General features: G+C 73.0%; 18 protein-coding genes. 11 read left to right on the top strand and 7 right to left on the bottom strand.

Going from position 1 to position 17,196, the window contains the following annotated elements; genetic code table 11:
* Positions 1–247 precede the first annotated feature (247 nt).
* Genes LV457_RS05145 through LV457_RS05110 form a run of 8 tightly spaced genes read left to right on the top strand, consistent with a single transcriptional unit; the run spans position 248 to position 9,438 of the window.
* Positions 248–1,888 (top strand): carbamoyltransferase C-terminal domain-containing protein, encoded by a 1,641-nt coding sequence (locus LV457_RS05145; protein WP_232169474.1) that lies wholly within the window; start codon positions 248–250, stop codon positions 1,886–1,888.
* 31 nt (positions 1,889–1,919) lie between these two features.
* Complete coding sequence (locus LV457_RS05140) at positions 1,920–3,431, top strand: HAD-IIIA family hydrolase (RefSeq protein WP_232169472.1); 1,512 nt, start codon at positions 1,920–1,922, stop codon at positions 3,429–3,431.
* Complete coding sequence (locus LV457_RS05135; protein WP_232169470.1) at positions 3,428–4,453, top strand: glycosyltransferase family 9 protein; 1,026 nt, start codon at positions 3,428–3,430, stop codon at positions 4,451–4,453. The genes LV457_RS05140 and LV457_RS05135 overlap by 4 nt, the downstream gene beginning before the upstream one ends.
* The gene (locus LV457_RS05130; RefSeq protein ID WP_232169469.1) at positions 4,450–5,037 is read left to right on the top strand and encodes an SIS domain-containing protein; all 588 of its coding nucleotides are present in this window, start codon (positions 4,450–4,452) and stop codon (positions 5,035–5,037) included. The genes LV457_RS05135 and LV457_RS05130 overlap by 4 nt, the downstream gene beginning before the upstream one ends.
* The gene (locus LV457_RS05125; protein WP_232169468.1) at positions 5,034–6,419 is read left to right on the top strand and encodes a PfkB family carbohydrate kinase; all 1,386 of its coding nucleotides are present in this window, start codon (positions 5,034–5,036) and stop codon (positions 6,417–6,419) included. The genes LV457_RS05130 and LV457_RS05125 overlap by 4 nt, the downstream gene beginning before the upstream one ends.
* A 34-nt stretch (positions 6,420–6,453) precedes the next feature.
* On the top strand, positions 6,454–7,179 hold the full coding sequence (locus LV457_RS05120) for an SDR family oxidoreductase (protein WP_232169467.1): 726 nt from the start codon (positions 6,454–6,456) through the stop codon (positions 7,177–7,179).
* Entirely contained in the window at positions 7,170–8,120 is a 951-nt protein-coding gene (locus LV457_RS05115; protein WP_232169466.1) for a glycosyltransferase family 9 protein, read from the top strand. The genes LV457_RS05120 and LV457_RS05115 overlap by 10 nt, the downstream gene beginning before the upstream one ends.
* Positions 8,121–8,136: 16 nt before the next feature.
* A complete protein-coding gene (locus LV457_RS05110) occupies positions 8,137–9,438 on the top strand; it encodes a UDP-glucose/GDP-mannose dehydrogenase family protein (RefSeq protein ID WP_232169465.1) in 1,302 nt (433 codons plus the stop codon).
* Between the two features lie 3 nt (positions 9,439–9,441).
* Here the strand turns inward: LV457_RS05110 and LV457_RS05105 are convergent, their stop codons facing one another.
* Positions 9,442–10,461 (bottom strand): DNA topoisomerase IB, encoded by a 1,020-nt coding sequence (locus LV457_RS05105; RefSeq protein WP_232169464.1) that lies wholly within the window; start codon positions 10,459–10,461, stop codon positions 9,442–9,444.
* A 251-nt stretch (positions 10,462–10,712) separates the two neighbouring features.
* Between LV457_RS05105 and LV457_RS05100 the strand changes: the two genes are divergently transcribed.
* From LV457_RS05100 to LV457_RS05090, 3 genes are read left to right on the top strand one after another with little or no spacing between them, the layout of a single operon-like run.
* Entirely contained in the window at positions 10,713–11,153 is a 441-nt protein-coding gene (locus LV457_RS05100) for an anti-sigma factor (RefSeq protein ID WP_232169463.1), read from the top strand.
* On the top strand, positions 11,150–11,926 hold the full coding sequence (locus tag LV457_RS05095) for an RNA polymerase sigma factor SigF (RefSeq protein WP_232169462.1): 777 nt from the start codon (positions 11,150–11,152) through the stop codon (positions 11,924–11,926). Before LV457_RS05100 ends, LV457_RS05095 begins: the two co-directional genes overlap by 4 nt.
* Complete coding sequence (locus LV457_RS05090; RefSeq protein ID WP_232169461.1) at positions 11,923–12,486, top strand: NTP transferase domain-containing protein; 564 nt, start codon at positions 11,923–11,925, stop codon at positions 12,484–12,486. The genes LV457_RS05095 and LV457_RS05090 overlap by 4 nt, the downstream gene beginning before the upstream one ends.
* A 4-nt stretch (positions 12,487–12,490) precedes the next feature.
* Here LV457_RS05090 and LV457_RS05085 read toward each other — a convergent pair whose 3' ends face one another.
* From LV457_RS05085 to LV457_RS05060, 6 genes are all read right to left on the bottom strand, one after another.
* Positions 12,491–12,808 carry a hypothetical protein gene (locus LV457_RS05085; RefSeq protein ID WP_232169459.1) on the bottom strand — a complete coding sequence of 106 codons (318 nt, stop codon included), beginning with the start codon at positions 12,806–12,808 and terminating at the stop codon, positions 12,491–12,493.
* 95 nt (positions 12,809–12,903) lie between these two features.
* Positions 12,904–14,703, bottom strand: a complete 1,800-nt coding sequence (locus LV457_RS05080) for an acetyl/propionyl/methylcrotonyl-CoA carboxylase subunit alpha (protein WP_232169458.1) — start codon at positions 14,701–14,703, stop codon at positions 12,904–12,906.
* Between the two features lie 132 nt (positions 14,704–14,835).
* A complete protein-coding gene (locus LV457_RS05075; RefSeq protein ID WP_232169457.1) occupies positions 14,836–15,252 on the bottom strand; it encodes a SufE family protein in 417 nt (138 codons plus the stop codon).
* Complete coding sequence (locus LV457_RS05070) at positions 15,249–16,142, bottom strand: sulfurtransferase (protein WP_232169456.1); 894 nt, start codon at positions 16,140–16,142, stop codon at positions 15,249–15,251. The genes LV457_RS05075 and LV457_RS05070 overlap by 4 nt, the downstream gene beginning before the upstream one ends.
* Before the next feature lie 39 nt (positions 16,143–16,181).
* Positions 16,182–16,415: a hypothetical protein gene (locus LV457_RS05065; RefSeq protein WP_232169455.1), complete on the bottom strand. Its 234-nt coding sequence runs from the start codon at positions 16,413–16,415 to the stop codon at positions 16,182–16,184.
* Positions 16,416–16,545: 130 nt separating this feature from the next.
* Complete coding sequence (locus tag LV457_RS05060; RefSeq protein ID WP_232169454.1) at positions 16,546–17,184, bottom strand: nucleoside triphosphate pyrophosphatase; 639 nt, start codon at positions 17,182–17,184, stop codon at positions 16,546–16,548.
* Positions 17,185–17,196: the final 12 nt, after the last annotated feature.

Genomic DNA, 17,196 nt, shown 5'->3' with positions numbered 1-17,196 from the left:
GTAGTCGCCCGCCGCGGTGCGGTGCACGAATCCGATTGCCAGCCAACGACATTGCGGCCCGGTCGCGGTGCGCACGCCGAGCACGGTCGGCGGCCGCGATCGATCGGTCGCGGCGGGGTCCGGCGGCGCGGCGTTTTGGCGCCGCGACCGTTTAGCAGGTAGACGTGAGGGTAAAGCACTTCTCGCCTCAAGAAATGTGGGCGCGCTTTTCCCTGCCGTCAGCACGGTCTCTTCGAGAGGGTGAACCATGCGCATACTCGGCATCAACGCGGTGTTCCACGATCCCGCCGCCGCACTCGTCATCGACGGTGAAGTGGTCGCCGCAGCCGAGGAGGAGCGCTTCTCCCGCCGCAAGCACGGCAAGCAGGCCGTGGCGTTCTCCACCTGGGAGGTCCCGACGCAGGCCGCGCGCTGGTGCCTGGACTTCGCGGGGCTGACACCCGCCGACCTCGACGCCGTCGGCTATTCCTACGACCCGGCGCTCGCCGACGTTCCCGGCGGGCCGATCCCCGGCCAGGACCGCGACTGGGAGTACCTGCGCACCCTGTACGCCCGCCGCGCCCCGCAGTTCCTGTCCGCCGCGCTGCCCGGATTGGACCCCGGCATCGTGTCGCACGTGCGCCACCACGTCGCCCACGCCGCGTCGGCGTCGCTGGCGTCGCCGGAGCCGGACAGCGCCGTGCTGGTGGTCGACGGCCGCGGCGAGGCGACGTCGATGCTCGCCGGCGAATACCGCGACGGGAAACTGGACATCTTGGCGTCGACTGAACTTCCGCATTCGTTGGGATTGCTCTACGAGGATCTCACCGAGCGGCTGGGCTTCCAACGCTCCAGCGACGAGTACAAGGTGATGGCGATGGCGTCCTACGGCCGGCCCGCGTATGCCGAGCGGCTGCGCGAACTGGTGTACGCCTGCGACGACGGCACCTTCCGTACTGAGCGCGTCGACTGGGACGAGTTCACGCCGCCGCGCGCACCCGGCGCAGAAGACCTCGACCCGGTGCACGCCGACCTCGCCTGCAGCGTGCAGACGGTCGTCGAGGAGGTACTCGGGGACCTGGTGCGCTGGCTGGCCGGCCGCACGTCGTCGCGCACGCTGTGCCTGGCCGGCGGCGTCGCGCTCAACTGTGTGGCGAACACCGAACTGCACCGCGCCGGGGACTTCGAGACCATCTGGGTGCAGCCCGCCGCCGGGGATTCGGGCACCGCGCTGGGCGCGGCGCTGGCGCTCGCCGCCGAGCACCGGGAACCGATCTCGCCGATGCCCTCGGCGTCGCTGGGACGCGGCTGGTCCGACGACGAGATCGCGGAGATCCTCGACACTGCCGACATCGTCTACGAGCGGCCCGACGACATCGCCGTCGCGGTGGCCGAGGCGCTGGCGGCGAACCAGCTCGTCGGCTGGTTCCAGGGCCGCTCCGAGTACGGCCCGCGCGCGCTGGGCAACCGGTCGCTGATCGGCGACCCGCGCCACGCCGCCAACCTCGAACGGCTCAACAACGTCAAGGGGCGTGAGCAGTTCCGGCCCGTGGCGCCGATGGTGCTGGCCGACCGCGCGGCGGAGATCTTCAGCGGCGGCCCGCTGCCCAGCCCGTACATGCTGTTCGTCCACGACGTCGCGCCCGCCTGGCGCGACCGCATCCCCGCCGTCACCCACGTCGACGGCACCGCCCGCATCCAGACCGTCGACGCCAGCCAGCCGGTGCTGCACCGCATGATCAGCACCTTCGCCGACCTCACCGGGGTGCCCGTCGTGGTCAACACCAGCTTCAACACCGCGGGCCGGCCGATGGTCGACAGTCCCCGCGACGCGCTGGAGTGCTTCGGCAGCGCGCCCATCGACGTGCTGGCGCTGGGACCGTTCCTCGTGCGCCGGAGGAGGCGATGAGCGCTTGCGCGAAGAGCAGAGGGCGGCGCTGTTGACCCAGGTCCCGGCGTTCTCGATCGTCATCCCCAGCATCGGTCGGCCCTCGCTTGCCCGGCTGCTGGCGGCGCTCGACGCCGGTGACGGACCGGTGCCCGAGGCGATCGTGGTGGTCGACGACCGGCCCGGCGACGCGGCGCTCCCGCTGCCCGAGACGACGCTGCCGATCACCGTGCGCCGCTCCGGCGGCCGCGGGCCGGCCGCCGCCCGCAACACCGGTTGGCGGGCCACCCGCACGCCGTGGGTCTGCTTCCTCGACGACGATGTGGTGCCGGATGCCGACTGGCGGGCGCGGGTCGCCGACGACCTGGCAGCGGCCGACGCGGAGCCTGCGGTGGCGGGTTCGCAGGGCCGGATCGCGGTGCCGGCGCCGGCCGGGCGCGCCGCCACCGACGACGAACGCCGCACGCTGCGGCTGGAGACCGCCCGGTGGATCACCGCCGACATGGCGTACCGGCGCAGCGCGCTCGTCGCGTGCGGCGGCTTCGACGAGCGCTTTCCGCGCGCCTACCGCGAGGACTCCGACATCGCGCTGCGCGTCACCCGCGCCGGCGGCCGGATCGTCGGCGGGTCGCGGGGCTGCACGCATCCCGTCGCCGCCGCCGCGCCCACCTCGGTGCTCGGCAGCGTGCGGGCGCAGCGCGGCAACGCCGACGACGCGCTGCTGCGCCGCAAGTTCGGCCCCGGCTGGCGAGATGCCATCGGGGAAGGCCGCGGCCGGATCCGGCTGCACGCGGCGACCACCGCGGTGGCGCTGCTGGGCGGGCTCGCCGGGGCGACGGGCCGGCGACGCACCGCGCTCGCCGCGGCCGCGGGCTGGCTGGCGCTGACGGCGGACTTCACCGCCCGGCGGATCGCGGGCGGACCGAAGACCCCGCGGGAGATCGCCGCGATGGCCGCCAGCAGCGCGCTGGTCCCGCCGGTCGCGGTCGGCCACCGGCTGCGCGGCTGGTGGCGGTTCCGGCACGTGCCGGTCGACCCGCCGCTGGCCGTGCTGTTCGACCGGGACGACACGCTGATCCGCGATCGGCCCTATCTCAACGACCCGGCCGGCGTCGAGCCGATGCCCGGTGCGCGGCGCGCGCTGCAGCGGCTGCGCGACGCGGGCCTGCTGCTCGGGGTCGTCACCAACCAGTCGGGCATCGCCAAGGGACTCATCACCGCCGACCAGCTGGCCGCGGTCAACGCCCGCGTCGACGAGCTGCTCGGGCCGTTCGGCTCGTGGCAGGTCTGCGTCCACGACGCCGGCGACGGCTGCGACTGCCGCAAGCCCGCACCGGGCATGGTGCTCGCCGCCGCCGAGGAACTCGGGGTGCCGCCGCAGCGCTGCGTGGTGATCGGCGACATCGGCCGCGACGTCGAGGCGGCGCTGGCGGCGGGCGCCCGCGCCGTCCTGGTGCCCACCGAGCGGACGCTGCCCGAAGAGGTCAGCCTCGCGAGAAAGACGGCGGCCGTGGCGGATTCGCTCGTCGGCGCGGTGGACCTGGTGCTGCGGGAGCGCCGGTGAGCACCGCGCTGGTCGCTCGCCTCGACAGCGTCGGTGACGTCCTGATCACCGGCCCGGCGGTGCGCGCGGTCGCGGCGGCCCACGACCGCACGGTATTCCTGGCGGGTCCGCGCGGAAGTGCGGCCGCGGGGCTGCTGCCCGCCGTCGACCGGGTGATCGAGTGGGCCGCGGCCTGGGTGGATTTCGACGCCCCGCAGCTCACCGCGGACGACGTGAGCCGGCTCGTCGGCCTCATCGCCGAGGAGCGGCCCGACACGGTGCTGATCTTCACCTCGTTCCACCAGTCGCCGCTGCCGCTGGCGTTGATCTGCCGGATGGCGGGCGTGCCGTGGATCGGCGCCACCTGCGAGGACTACCCCGGCACGCTGCTCGACCTGCGTCACCGGGTCGACGAGCTCATCCCCGAACCCGAGCGCGCGCTGTCGCTGGCCGCGGCGGCAGGTTTCGCGCTGCCGCCGGGCGACGACGGCAGGCTGCGGCTGCGCACGCTCGACCCGCTGCCGGCCGACGTCGCCGCCGACATCGGTCCGGGCGGCTACGTCGCGTTCCATCCCGCCGCCGCGGTGCCGGCGCGCCAGCCGTCCGCCGACCGGTGCGCGGGCATGGTTCGGGCGCTGCGGGCCGCGGGCCACCGCGTCGTCGTCACCGGCACGGCCGCCGACCGGACCCGCACCGCGCACGTCGCCGGGGACGCGGCGCTCGACATCGCCGGGCGCACCACGCTCGGCCAGCTCGCCACCGTGTTCGCCGGCGCGGCCGCCGTGGTGGCGCCCAACACCGGGCCGGCTCACCTGGCCGCCGCGGTCGGTGCGCCGGTGGTGTCGCTGTTCGCGCCGGTGGTGCCGGCGGCGAAGTGGGCGCCCTACGGCACGCCCGTCGTGGTCCTGGGCGATCAGCGGGCACCGTGCCGCGACACCCGCGCCCGCGCCTGCCCGGTGCCGGGCCATCCCTGCCTGGACGGCATCACCGACCAGGACGTCGTGGCGGCCGTGGCCGCCGTGAGAGATCGAGGTGCAGCATGACCACCCAACTCGTCGAGGAGCATTTCGCCGCACTCGATGCCGCGCTCGCGCAGACCCGCGCCAGTATCGGCCGGGTCACCGAGTGGGGTGCCCGGCTCGCGGACGTGTTCGCCTCGGACGGCCGGCTGCTGGCGTGCGGCAACGGCGGGAGCGCCGCCGAGGCGCAGCACCTCACCGCCGAACTCGTCGGCCGGTTCAAGGACGAGCGGAAACCGTTGTCCGCCATCGCGTTGCACGCCGACACCTCGGCCGCCACCGCGATCGGCAACGACTACGGCATCGAGGAGATCTTCGCGCGCGGCGTGCGGGCCCACGGCCGGCCGGGCGATGTGCTGGTGGCGATGTCCACCAGCGGCACCAGCGCCAACGTGCTCGCCGCGGCCAAGGCCGCGCAGGAGGCGGGGATGATCACCTGGGCGCTCACCGGCGCGGCGCCCAACCCGCTGGCGGCGCTGTGCGACGACGCGATCTGCATCGACGCTCCCACCACCGCCACCGTGCAGGAGCTGCACCTGGTGCTCCTGCATTCGCTGTGCATCTCGTTCGACGAGGTGTGGCTCAGCCGGGAAGCGGCGCAGCGATGAGCGCGCTGGTGGTCGTCGGCGACCTCATGCTCGACGTCGACATCGACGGCTCGGCGCAGCGGCTGTCGCCGGAAGCGCCGGTGCCCGTCGTCGAGCCGGAGCGGGTGTGGCACCGTCCCGGCGGCGCCGGGCTCGCGGCGGTGCTGGCGGCGCGCGCGCATCCCGATGTCGTGCTCGTCACCGCCACCGGTGACGATCCGAGCGGACGGGCGCTGGCCCGGCTGTTCGCCGCCGAGCACCCGCAGATCCGGGTGATCGGCCTGCCGCTGACCGGGACGACGCTGGCGAAGGTGCGCATCCGCGCCGCCGGCCAATCGGTGGTGCGGGTCGACCACGGGGACGGCTACGCCGCCGACGAGCCGCTGCCCGCGCAGGCGCGTGACGCGCTGCGGGCGGCGGCTGCGATCTGCGTCGCCGACTACGGTCACGGGGTCGCCGCTCACCAGGAGCTGCGCGCGCTGCTCATCGAGTTGGCGGCCGACATCCCGGTGGTGTGGGACCCGCATCCCCGCGGCGGGCCGCCCATCCCCGGCGCAACGCTCGTCACCCCGAACTCGGCCGAGGCGCAGCGGTTCTCGCCGGACACCGCGTCTCCCGGGCACCGCGCCGAGGCGCTGCGCCGGCAGTGGGGAGCGCGGGCGGTCAGCGTCACCCTGGGCTCGCGGGGAGCGGTGGTCGCCGACCCCGACGCGGTGAACCACATCCCGCCGCCGGAGGTGGCCGCCGACGGCCGCGCCGACACCTGCGGCGCGGGGGACCGCTTCGCGGTGGCCGCCGCGCTGGCGCTCGCCGACGGCGACGATCCGCTGCGGGCCGCCACCCGCGCCGTCGACGCGGCGTCGCGGTTCGTGGCGAGCGGGGGAGCGGCGGGCGTGTCGAGCCCCGCCGACCTGCCGGGCTTCGGCGTGCCGCGCCCCGACACCGCGGTCACCGGCATGCCCGCGGTGCTCGAGCTCGCCGAGCGGGTCCGCAAGCGGGGCGGCACGCTGGTGGCGGCCGGCGGCTGCTTCGACCTGCTGCATACCGGGCACATCCGGCTGCTGCGCCGGGCCCGGGCCCTGGGCGACGCGCTGGTGGTGCTGATCAACTCCGACGACTCGGTGCGGGCGCTCAAGGGCGAGGGGCGGCCGGTGGTGTCCGAGGACGACCGGGCGCGGGTGCTGGGTGCGCTCGGCTGCGTCGACGGGGTCGCGATCTTCACCGAGTCGTCGCCCGCCGCGGCGCTGGAGGCGCTGCGGCCCGACATCTGGGTCAAAGGCGGGGACTACTCGGGCGTGACCCTTCCCGAAGCGGAGGTGGTGCAGCGGCACGGCGGCGACGTCGTCGTGCTGCCCACCGTGCCGGGCTACTCGACATCGCAGCTGATCGCCGCCGCCCGTTGATCGGCGCGGCACCGGAAGAATGAGGTAGGGACCCATGAGCACACCGGAACTGCGCCCGCTGGGCAACGTGCTGATCGCGGGCGGCGCGTCCGGTCTGGGGGCGGCGGCCGTGGACGCCGTGCGCCGCCACGGCGGCAACCCGCTGGTCATCGACATCACGAAGCCCGGCTCCCGCGGCGACGGGAAATCCGGCGAGGTGCCCTACGCGTGGGCGGACCTCGCGGACAGCGCGACCGTCGAGTCGGCGGTCACCGAGCTCGCCGAATCGGTGGGCGGGGAGCTGCACGCCGTCTTCACGCCGGCCGGCACCGATCGCTGCGGCAAGCTGGCGGACGTGCCCGCCAAGGAGTGGGAGCGGGTGCTGCACGTCAACCTGCTCGGCACCGCCGCGGTGATCCGCAGCGCCCTGCCGTACCTGAAGGCCACCAACGGCCGCATCGTCACCTGCGCGTCGACGCTGGGCATCAAGGCCGTCAGCGACGCCACCGCGTACTGCGCGTCGAAGTTCGGCGTTGTCGGCTTCACCCGTGCGCTGGCGACCGAACTGGCCGGCGAGGTGGGCGTCACGCTGCTCATCCCCGGCGGCATGCAGACGGCGTTCTTCGACGGCCGCACCGAGCAGTACAAGCCGGGACCGGACGCCAAGCTCAACGATCCCGCGATCGTCGCCGAGACCGTCGTGTTCGCGTTGCGCCAGCCGGCCGGCTCGGAGATCCGGGAGCTGGTGGTCTGCTCGTCGGAAGAGTCGTCGTGGCCGTGACGGCCGGCGCGGCGGTCGACACGGTCTTGGTGCTGCGCGCGCTGGGGCTCGGTGACCTGCTGACCGGCATCCCGGCGTTGCGCGGCCTGCGGGCACACCATCGGGGGGCGCGGATCGTGCTCGCCACCCCCGCGCCGCTCGCCGACCTCGCGCTGCTCAGCGGGGCGGTCGACGAGGTGCTGCCGACGGCCGGGCTCGGCGCACTGCGGTGGGACGGACCTGCGCCGGACCTCGCGGTCAACCTGCACGGCCGCGGCCCCGAGAGCATCGCCGACCTGCTCGCCACGTCACCGAAAGCGGTGGTGACGCATGCCCATCCGCGCTATCCCGAGCTGACGGGGCCGCCGTGGCGGGCCGACCTGCACGAGCTCGACCGGTGGTGCGCGCTCCTGGCCACCGCCGGGATCCGTTGCGACGCACTTGATCTGCGGATCGCCCGGCCCGACCGGCCGCAGCGCCACCGCGGAGTGGTCGTCGTCCATCCCGGTGCGGCGTCGCCGGCCCGGCGCTGGCCGCCCGAGCGGTTCGCCGCCGTCGCCGCCGCCCTCGCCGAGACTGGGCAGCGCGTGGTGATCACCGGCTCGGCCGCGGAAACGCCGCTGGCACACCAGGTCGCGGCCGGCGCCGGGCTCCCCGAGGCGGCCGTGCTCGCCGGCGCCCTGGACGTTCCAGACCTGGTGGCGCTGATCGCCGACGCGCAATTGCTGATCAGCGGCGACACCGGCGTCGCCCACATCGCCACCGCCACCGGCACACCGTCGGTGCTGCTGTTCGGCCCCACTCCGCCGCAGCTGTGGGGTCCCCGCGGTGGACCCCACCGGGTGCTGTGGGCCGGTGAGACGGGCGACCCACACGCCGCGCGAGTGCATCCGGGGTTGCTCGCGATCACGGTCGCAGACGTCGTCGACGCCGCCCGGCAACAGGTCGCGGCCTGCGCATGAGAAAGGACCCACGGGGATGGACAGCGTGAAGCTCGGAGTGGTCGGCGCCGGTTACGTCGGGCTCACCAGCGCGGTGTGCCTCGCGCACAAGGGATTCGACACCGTGTGTGTCGACGCCAACCCGGACAAGGTGGCGGCGCTGCGCCGCGGCGAGCCGGTGCTCGACGAGCCGCAGCTCCCCGAGCGGCTGCGGACGGGCCTCGACTCCGGCGCCCTGCGGTTCGAGGTCGACTACCAGGCGCTGACCGGTTGCGACGTGGTGTTCGTGTGTGTGCCCACACCCACCACCGCCGACGGCAGTGCCGACCTCTCGGCCGTCGAATCGGCGGTGCGGCGGCTCGGCGAGGTGCTCGACGACGGCGCGGTGGTCGCGATGAAATCCACGGTGCCCGTCGGCACCTCGCGGCGGGTGGCGGGCTTCCTCGCCGCGCGCCGCATCCACACCGTGAGCAATCCGGAGTTCCTGCGCGAAGGCCACACGATCTACGACTTCGAGCATCCGGATCGGGTGGTCATCGGTGCCGACGACGACACGGCCGCGCGGACCGTGGCGGCGCTGTACGCCGGTGACACCGACACCGTGCTCTTCATGAGCCCCGAGAGTGCCGAGGTGGCCAAGTACGCCAGCAACGCGTTCCTGGCCGTGAAGCTGTCGTTCGTCAACTCGCTGGCGCAGCTGTGCGCCGGCGTGGCGGCCGACATCGGCGACGTCACCGCCTGCATGGGCGCCGATCCGCGCATCGGGGACAAGTTCCTGGCGCCGGGACCGGGCTGGGGCGGCTCCTGCCTGCCGAAGGACACCGCCGCGCTGGTCAACACCGGCCGCGAGTTCGGCGTCGCGCTGCGCGAGGTCGAGGCCGCCCGGGAGACCAACGCCGCGCAGGCCGGGCGGATCATCGCGACATTGCGGCGCGTGCTCACCCGCCCGCTGACCGAGGTGCGGATCGGGGTGCTGGGCTTGACGTTCAAGGCCGGCACCAGCGACGTCCGGGATTCCCCGGCGCTGGCGGTGTGCACCCGGCTGCGCGGTTGCGGCGCATCGGTGACGGCCTATGACCCGCGGCAGGACTCGGTGGACCGGGCGGCGCTCGCGGCCGCCGGGGTGTCGCTGGCCGCCGACGCCTACGTCGCCGCGAAGGAGGCCGACGCCGTCGTGGTGCTCACCGAATGGCCGGAGTTCGCCGAGCTCGACTGGGAGGTGATCGGCCGCGACGCCCCCGACGCCGTCGTGCTCGACACCCGCAACGTCGTCGGCGCCGCCCGCCTCACCGACAGCGGGCTGCGCTACCTCGGCAACGGCAGCCCCACCGGCTATTGACGATCACTTCAGCTTGTCGACGCGGCGGATGAGCCGGACGGTCGCCCGCTCCAGCGCGTCCTGCCGCTTGTCCTCGTTGCGCATCTGATCGGCCCGCTGCAGCGTCCGGGCGATGGTCAGGCCGTTCTCGTAGCCCCGCACCACCCGCGGGTCGACGTAGGACGACCGGGCCACGGCCGGGGTGTTGCCGAGCTCACCGGACACCGCCTTCATCACCGCGGCGTTGGCCCGCTTGATGGCGGTCTTCGACGTCGGTGGCGGCGCGACGGCGAACGCGGTGGCGGCCAGCACCGTGCCGTGCCAGGTGCGCATGTCCTTCACGCTGTACTCGGGGCCGAGGATCTCGTGGAACCGGGCGTTGATCTCGTCGGCGTGCACCTCGGCCCAGCCGCCGTCGTCGGTGCGGTAGCAGAGCAGCCGGTCGCATGCGGTGTCGGCGCGCCGCAGCTCGCCCACCGCCTTGACCATCAGCGGATCCGCCAACGAAATCGTCCGCTGCACACCGCTTTTCGCCGGATAGTCGAACTCGACGCAGGTCGGGCCCACCCTGACGTGGTCTTTGCGCAGCGTGGCGAGCCCGAAGCTGTTGTTCTCCTGGGCGTATTCCTCGCCGCCGGACCGGAAGTAGCCGTGATCCACCAGGTACTGCGCGATCGCGAGCACCTTGTCGCGCCCGAGCCCGTCGGCGTCCAGGTCCTTGAGCACCTGGGCGCGCCAGTCCGGCAGGAGCTTCGCCATGCGCAGCACCCGCTCGAACTTCTCCTCGGCCCGCTCACGCTGCCATTGCTGGTGGTACCAGTACTGCCGCCGGCCGGCGGCGTCGGTGCCGACGGCCTGGATGTGGCCGTTCTGGTGCGGCGAGATCCACACGTTCTTCCACGCGGGCGGGATGACCAGCGCCTCGATGCGCGCCCTGGTCTTGTCGTCCACCGGCGCGCCGTCCGGACCGTAGTAGGAGAACCCCTTACCGCGCTTGACGCGCCGGATGCCCGGCCCCCGCACGTTGCTCCTGCGCAGTCTCATGCGTTACGCCGTCCACACCGGTGGGTATGACGTGGTGCGATGGTCATCGCATCGGACGGCAACGGGCGCCGACGGCGTCAGTCTCCGACGGCCGGAACAGGATCGCCCGTCCGTGCGCGGCAGGTGGTCGAATCACGCGAGCGGCATACCCCTGCGCCGCGCCGCTTACACGCACCCTGCCGCCGGGCCAAGCGGTGAAAAGCAGGCGATTGCCGTGGTATAGCCTCGGCCCGAGACCGCTGGGAGGTCACATGTCGGAAAACGGGATTGCGCAGATCCATTCCCGTCCCCTGGGACAGGCCGTCGAGTTCCGCGTAGCGGCGCAGCTCGACAACCTGGCGATCGTGCGCACCCTCATCAGCGCCGTGGGGACGTTCCAGGATCTCGATCTCGACGCCGTCGCCGACCTGCGGCTGGCCATCGACGAGGCGTGCACGCGGCTGATCCGGTCATCCACGCCGGACTCGGTGCTGTCGGTGGTGGCCGAACCCCGCGAAGGCAAGCTGGTGGTGTCCGCGTCGACCACGTGCGCCGACGGTGACGTGCTGACCCCGGGCAGCTTCAGCTGGCACGTCATCAGCTCGCTCACCGACAGCCTGGACACCTTCCACGACGGGCACGACGGCGTGCAGCTGGGAGGGCAACTGTTCGGTATCACGATGACGGCGCGTCGGGTGGGCCCCAGCACGTGAGCGACCGCTCGTCCACCCGATCGAACTCCGAATACGCCGACGTCCCCGAGCTCTTCAAGGAGCTGGCGGCGTGCGAAGTGGGTTCGCCGCAATACAACCGGCAGCGTGACCGCATCGTCACCCGCTGCATGCCGCTGGCCGAGCACATCGCCCGGCGGTTCGACGGCCGCGGCGAACCGCGTGACGACATCGCGCAGGTCGCCCGGCTGGGCCTGGTCAACGCCGTCAACCGGTTCGACGTCGAAGCCGGATCGGATTTCGTGTCGTTCGCGGTGCCGACCATCATGGGTGAGGTCCGGCGGCACTTCCGTGACAACAGCTGGTCGGTCAAGGTGCCCCGGCGGCTCAAGGAGCTGCATTTGCAGCTCGGGGCGGCCACCGGGGAGCTGTCGCAGCGGCTGGGTCGCGCACCGACCGCCACCGAGCTGGCCGAAGAACTCGGGCTGGACCGGGAAGAGGTCGTCGAGGGCCTGATCGCCGGCAGTGGCTACAACACGCTGTCGATCGACAGCGGCAGCGACGACGACGAGGACACCCCGTCCATCCTGCAGACCCTCGGTGGCCGCGACGCCAACCTCGACCAGATCGAGAACCGCGAAGCGCTGCGGCCGCTGCTCGAGGCGCTGCCCGAACGCGAGCGCACGGTGCTGGTGCTGCGGTTCTTCGACTCGATGACGCAGAGCCAGATCGCCGAACGCGTCGGGATATCGCAGATGCACGTGTCGCGGCTGCTGTCGCGGACGCTGGCCCGGCTGCGCGACCAGCTGGAATGACCGCCATGGCTGCCGCGGTGGGCGTAGTGCTGGCCGCCGGTGCCGGCACCCGCTTCGGCATGCCCAAAGTGCTTGCGGCGCAGGGGGAGTGGCTGCGCGGGGCGGTCGAGGCCCTGGCACGCGGCGGCTGTTCGGACGTGCTGGTGGTGCTCGGCGCGGCCGTCGTGGACCCGCCCCCACCGGCCCGCGCGGTGCCCGCACCCCGGTGGCAGGAGGGGTTGAGCGCGTCGCTGCGGGCGGGTCTGGCCGCCGCCGCCGACACGGCCGCCGGCTACGCCGTCCTGCACACCGTCGACACCCCCGACGTCGGCTCCGACGTGGTGGCGCGGGTGCTCGACGCGGCCCGGGCCGCGCCCGCCGGGATCGCCCGCGCCCGCTACGGCGAGCGGCCCGGGCATCCGGTGGTGGTGGCCCGCGAACACTGGACGGCGATCGTGTCCGAAGCCCGCGGCGACGCGGGCGCCGGGCCGTTCCTGAGCCGCCGGGACGACGTGCTGCTCGTCGACTGCGAGGACCTCGCGACCGGCGTCGACATCGACCAGAACATCGACCCGGTGTGACGCGTCAGGGCAGCGCCGCGGCAGCGAACCGCTCGACGGCCCGGGCGCCGGCGCGCGCGGCGTCGTCGTAGCCGGGCCGGGCCCGCACGCTGACGGTCCTGTCGGCCGCGTCCAGCACCACCTCGGCGAGCAGTTCGCCGGTCGTCGGCTCGCACACCGCCCAGCTGTAGTGCGTGTCGGCCGACCACTGCGCGGTGCGGCGCGCGACGTATCCGGGGTCGGTCTCGCCGAGCCCCGCCAGCGACGGCCGGTCGTCCATCCGGTCGTCGTCGCGCAGCGCCCGCAGATACCAGGCGCCGGCGTTGATCTCGACCGGTTGCACCGTGACCTTCCCGCGCCGAGATCGACGAAATGGCGCGATCTTCTCGCACTTTCGCGCCCATACGTCGGTTTGGGCGCGGGGGGGGGGGGGGGCGATCAGTCCTTGATCTCGGCCAGCACGGTGCCCTGGGTGACCGCGGCGCCCGGCTGGACGGCGAGCCCGGCGACGGTGCCGTCCTTGTGGGCGGTCACCGGGTTCTCCATCTTCATGGCCTCCAGCACGACGATCAGATCGCCCGCCGACACCTGCTGGCCGTCGGTGACCGCGACCTTCACCACGGTGCCCTGCATCGGCGCCGTCACCGAATCGCCGGAGGCGGCCGCACCGGCCGCGGCGCCGCGCTTGCGGGGCTTGGGCTTCTTGCGGATGACGTTGGTGTCGGCCGGTCCGCCGGCGCCGCCGATCGCCAGATCGCCGGGCAGCGACACCTCCAGGCGCCGGCCCCCGACCTCCACCACCACGGTCTGGCGCGGCAGCGTGTCGGACTCCTCGACGGCCTCACCGCCGGTGAACGGCTCGACGGTGTTGTTCCACTCGGTCTCGATCCAGCGGGTGTGGACGGTGAAGCCGTTGTCGTCGCCGATGAACGCCGGATCGCTGACCACCGCGCGATGGAACGGGAGGACCGTGGCCAGACCCTCCACGACGAACTCGTCGAGCGCTCGCCGCGAGCGCTCCAGCGCCTCGGTGCGCGTGGCGCCGGAGATGATGAGTTTGGCGAGCATCGAGTCGAACTGCCCGCCGATCACCGAGCCGGTCTCCACGCCGGAGTCCAGCCGCACACCGGGACCGGTCGGCGGCACGAACTTCGTGACCGGGCCGGGAGCCGGCAGGAAATTGCGTCCGGCGTCCTCGCCGTTGATGCGGAACTCGATCGAGTGGCCACGGGGCGTCGGGTCCTCGGCGATGTCCAGGGGCTCGCCGTTGGCGATGCGGAACTGCTGGCGCACCAGGTCGATGCCGGAGGTCTCCTCGGTCACCGGGTGCTCCACCTGCAGCCGCGTGTTCACCTCCAGGAAGCTGATCAGCCCGTCCTGGCCGACCAGGTACTCGACGGTGCCGGCGCCGTAGTAGTGGGCCTCCTTGCAGATCCGCTTGGCGGACTCGTGGATCTCCTTGCGCTGCGCGTCGGTGAGGAACGGCGCCGGCGCCTCCTCGACCAACTTCTGGAAACGGCGCTGTAGCGAGCAGTCGCGGGTGCCGGCGACGATGACGTTGCCGTGCTGGTCGGCGATCACCTGCGCCTCCACGTGGCGCGGCTTGTCGAGGTAGCGCTCGACGAAGCACTCGCCGCGGCCGAACGCCGCGGTGGCCTCGCGGACGGCCGACTCGTAGAGCTCGGGGATCTCCTCGATGGTGCGGGCCACCTTCATGCCCTTGCCGCCGCCGCCGAACGCCGCCTTGATGGCGACGGGCACGCCGTACTCGCGGGCGAACGCCACGACCTCGTCCGCGTCCTTCACCGGGTCCGGGGTGCCGGGCACCAGCGGCGCCTGCGCGCGGGCCGCGATGTGGCGGGCGGTGACCTTGTCGCCCAGGTCGCGGATGGACTGCGGGCTCGGACCGATCCAGATCAGGCCCGCGTCGATGACGGCCTGCGCGAAGTCGGCGTTCTCGGAGAGGAACCCGTAGCCCGGATGCACGGCGTTGGCGCCCGATTTCGCGGCGGCGTCGAGCAGCTTGCCGATGTCGAGGTAGGACTCGGCCGACGTCTGCCCGCCCAGCGCGAACGCCTCGTCGGCCAGCCGCACGTGCGGCGCGTCGGCGTCGGGCTCGGCGTACACCGCCACGCTCGCCAGGCCGGCATCGCGGGCGGCCCGGATCACCCGGACGGCGATCTCGCCACGGTTGGCGACGAGGACCTTGGAGATCTTCGAGCTGGCATGTGCGGCCACAGCGCCTCCTGGAATGGCGTATTTAAGAACGTCTTTAAGAACCTATCGCGGGCAGTTTAGGCGGAGCGCCCGGGGCCTCGACGAGCGGTGCCGCTACCCGCCGGTAGCTTTCGCGCACGTTGCGGCCGCCGGTCAGCCGTCGCGCAGCCGCCGCTTGATGCGCGCCAGCATCGCCGACATGCCGCGCAGTCGCAGCGGGCTGATCAACGCCGCCAGCCCGAGTTCGCTGTAGAAGTCGTCGGGCACGGCGAGGATGTCGTCGGCGGACTGGCCGTCGAGGCCGGTGGCGAGGATCGAGGCGAAACCCCGCGTGGTCGGCGCCTCGGCCGGCGCCGAGAAGTACAGGCGGACGTGCGTTCGGTCGGCGGCGTCGACGTGGAGGAACAGCGGCGACTGGCACTCGGGCACCGGCTCCATCGCCGCCTCCCCGAGCTCGGCGGGCAGCGGGGGAAGCTCCTCGGCGAACTCGAGCAGCAGCCGCAGTTTGTCCTGCCCGTCGACCTCACGGAAATCGGACACCACCTCCGCCAGCGGCGCGGGCAGGGTCATCGGTGCGGCGCGTCCCCGGGCTCGGGACCGACGACGATCGGCACCCGCACCGTGTTGCCCCACTCGGTCCACGAGCCGTCGTAGTTGCGCACGTTCGGGATGCCCAGCAGATGGGTGAGCACGAACCAGGTGTGGCTGGAGCGTTCGCCGATCCGGCAGTACACCACCGTCTCGTCCCCGGGGGAGACGAAGCCGTAGATCTCCGCCAGCTCGGCGCGGCTGCGGAACCGGCCGCTCTCGTCGGCCGCCTTCGCCCACGGGATCGACCTCGCGGTGGGGATGTGGCCGCCGCGCAGTGCGCCCTCCTCCGGATAGTCCGGCATGTGGGTGCGCTCGCCGGTGTATTCCTGCGGCGAGCGCACGTCGATCAGCGGGCCCCTGCCGAGGTGGGCGAGCACGTCCTCCCTGAACGCCCGGATCGCCGGGTCGTTGCGCTCGACCACCGGATACCCGCTGCCGGTCTTCGACGGCACGTCCAGCGTGGTGTCGCGGCCCTGGGAGATCCACAGGTCGCGGCCGCCGTCGAGCAGGCGCACGTCGGGGTGGCCGAACAGCGTGAACACCCACAGCGCGTACGCCGCCCACCAGTTGCTCTTGTCGCCGTAGATGACGACGGTGTCGTCGCGGGCAATCCCTTTGCGATCCATCAGCTGCGCGAACTGCTCGCCGGTGATGTAGTCGCGCACCGCGGGATCGTTGAGGTCGGTGTGCCAGTCGATCTTCACGGCGCCGGGGATGTGGCCCACGTCGTAGAGCAGCACGTCCTCGTCGGACTCGACGATCGCCAGGCCGGGCGTTCCGAGGTGAGCCGACAGCCAGTCGGCGGTGACGAGGCGTTCCGGGTGGGCGTAGGACGCCAAGGCGGGGCTGGGATCGGGAGGTACGGGCACATCCCGAGCCTACTGCGGATGCGGGCGCGGGCGACGCCCTCAGCCGACGGGATGTCCGTTCGGCCGGCCCAGCGCCTTGGCGGCGATCAGCAACGAACCGGCTTCGACGAAGCCGAGCAGCACAATGGGCCAGGCCGCGCCGGTCAGCACCGCCAGCGCGACCGGATGGGCGGCCGGATGGTCACGATCGCGAGCGACGCGGCTCTCCGTGAAGAGGATCAGCGAGGTGAGCAACCACCCCACGGCATACCCGAGCAGTAGCGCACCGGTCACAGGACAACTCCTCCGGACTCGTGTCGTCTTCCCTCTGTCCCCCCGTGCCTACCCGTTGCCCGGAGGAGCCAACCGGCGACGCCCGCTGTCGCGTCCGGATCGTGCCCGAAGCGAGACCTGCCGGCAGCGATCAGGGGACGGGGTTGTCGCGCCACAGCCCGGCCAGCGACAACCCGGTGGCCTCGAACAGCCTCCGGACCGTGGGCAGCCCGATGCCCACGACCGACGACGGATCACCGTCCACCCCGTCGACGAACCAGCCGCCACGACCGTCGATGGTGAACCCGCCCGCCACGCCCAGCGGCTCACCGCTGGCGACATAGGCGTCCAGGTCCGCCGGCGACGGCGTACCGAACCGCACCCAGGTGACCGCGGCCGCGGCCGCGCGAGCCACCTCGTCCCCACGGAGCCGGATGACGCAATGACCGGTGTGCAACGCCCCCGAGCGACCCGCCAACTGGCCCCAAGCGCGGTGCGCCGCCTCGGCCGAGCCCGGCTTGCCGCGCAGCTCACCGTCGATGGACAACATCGAATCGCACCCGATGACCACGCAATCGGCGGCGACATCCGGTGTCAGACCGCCCGCCACCGCGTCCGCCTTGGCCGTCGCCAGCGCCGTCGTCACCTGACCCGGCGGCGACCCCGGCGGCTGCGCGGCCATCACCGCGTCCTCATCGACGCCCGACACCACCACCAGCGGTGCGATGCCCGCCTGCCGAAGCACGCCCAGCCTGCCCGCCGACGCCGATCCGAGCACCACCCGGGTCATCGCTGCGACAAG

Origin of the sequence: Mycobacterium sp. MYCO198283, from assembly GCF_021213805.1 — a bacterium.
Classification (GTDB): Bacteria; Actinomycetota; Actinomycetes; order Mycobacteriales; family Mycobacteriaceae; genus Mycobacterium.
The sequence above is the reverse complement of the archived record's forward strand: the minus strand, read 5'-3'. Positions and strand labels throughout refer to the sequence as shown.

Bases quoted from the DNA above. Each gene is read 5' to 3' on its own strand.
- LV457_RS05145 (WP_232169474.1), top strand. From the start codon at position 248: ATGCGCATACTCGGCATCAACGCGGTGTTCCACGATCCCGCCGCCGCA.
- LV457_RS05130 (WP_232169469.1), top strand. From the start codon at position 4,450: ATGACCACCCAACTCGTCGAGGAGCATTTCGCCGCACTCGATGCCGCG.
- LV457_RS05125 (WP_232169468.1), top strand. From the start codon at position 5,034: ATGAGCGCGCTGGTGGTCGTCGGCGACCTCATGCTCGACGTCGACATC.
- LV457_RS05120 (WP_232169467.1), top strand. From the start codon at position 6,454: ATGAGCACACCGGAACTGCGCCCGCTGGGCAACGTGCTGATCGCGGGC.
- LV457_RS05110 (WP_232169465.1), top strand. From the start codon at position 8,137: ATGGACAGCGTGAAGCTCGGAGTGGTCGGCGCCGGTTACGTCGGGCTC.
- LV457_RS05105 (WP_232169464.1), bottom strand. From the start codon at position 10,461: ATGAGACTGCGCAGGAGCAACGTGCGGGGGCCGGGCATCCGGCGCGTC.
- LV457_RS05100 (WP_232169463.1), top strand. From the start codon at position 10,713: ATGTCGGAAAACGGGATTGCGCAGATCCATTCCCGTCCCCTGGGACAG.
- LV457_RS05090 (WP_232169461.1), top strand. From the start codon at position 11,923: ATGACCGCCATGGCTGCCGCGGTGGGCGTAGTGCTGGCCGCCGGTGCC.
- LV457_RS05075 (WP_232169457.1), bottom strand. From the start codon at position 15,252: ATGACCCTGCCCGCGCCGCTGGCGGAGGTGGTGTCCGATTTCCGTGAG.
- LV457_RS05060 (WP_232169454.1), bottom strand. From the start codon at position 17,184: ATGACCCGGGTGGTGCTCGGATCGGCGTCGGCGGGCAGGCTGGGCGTG.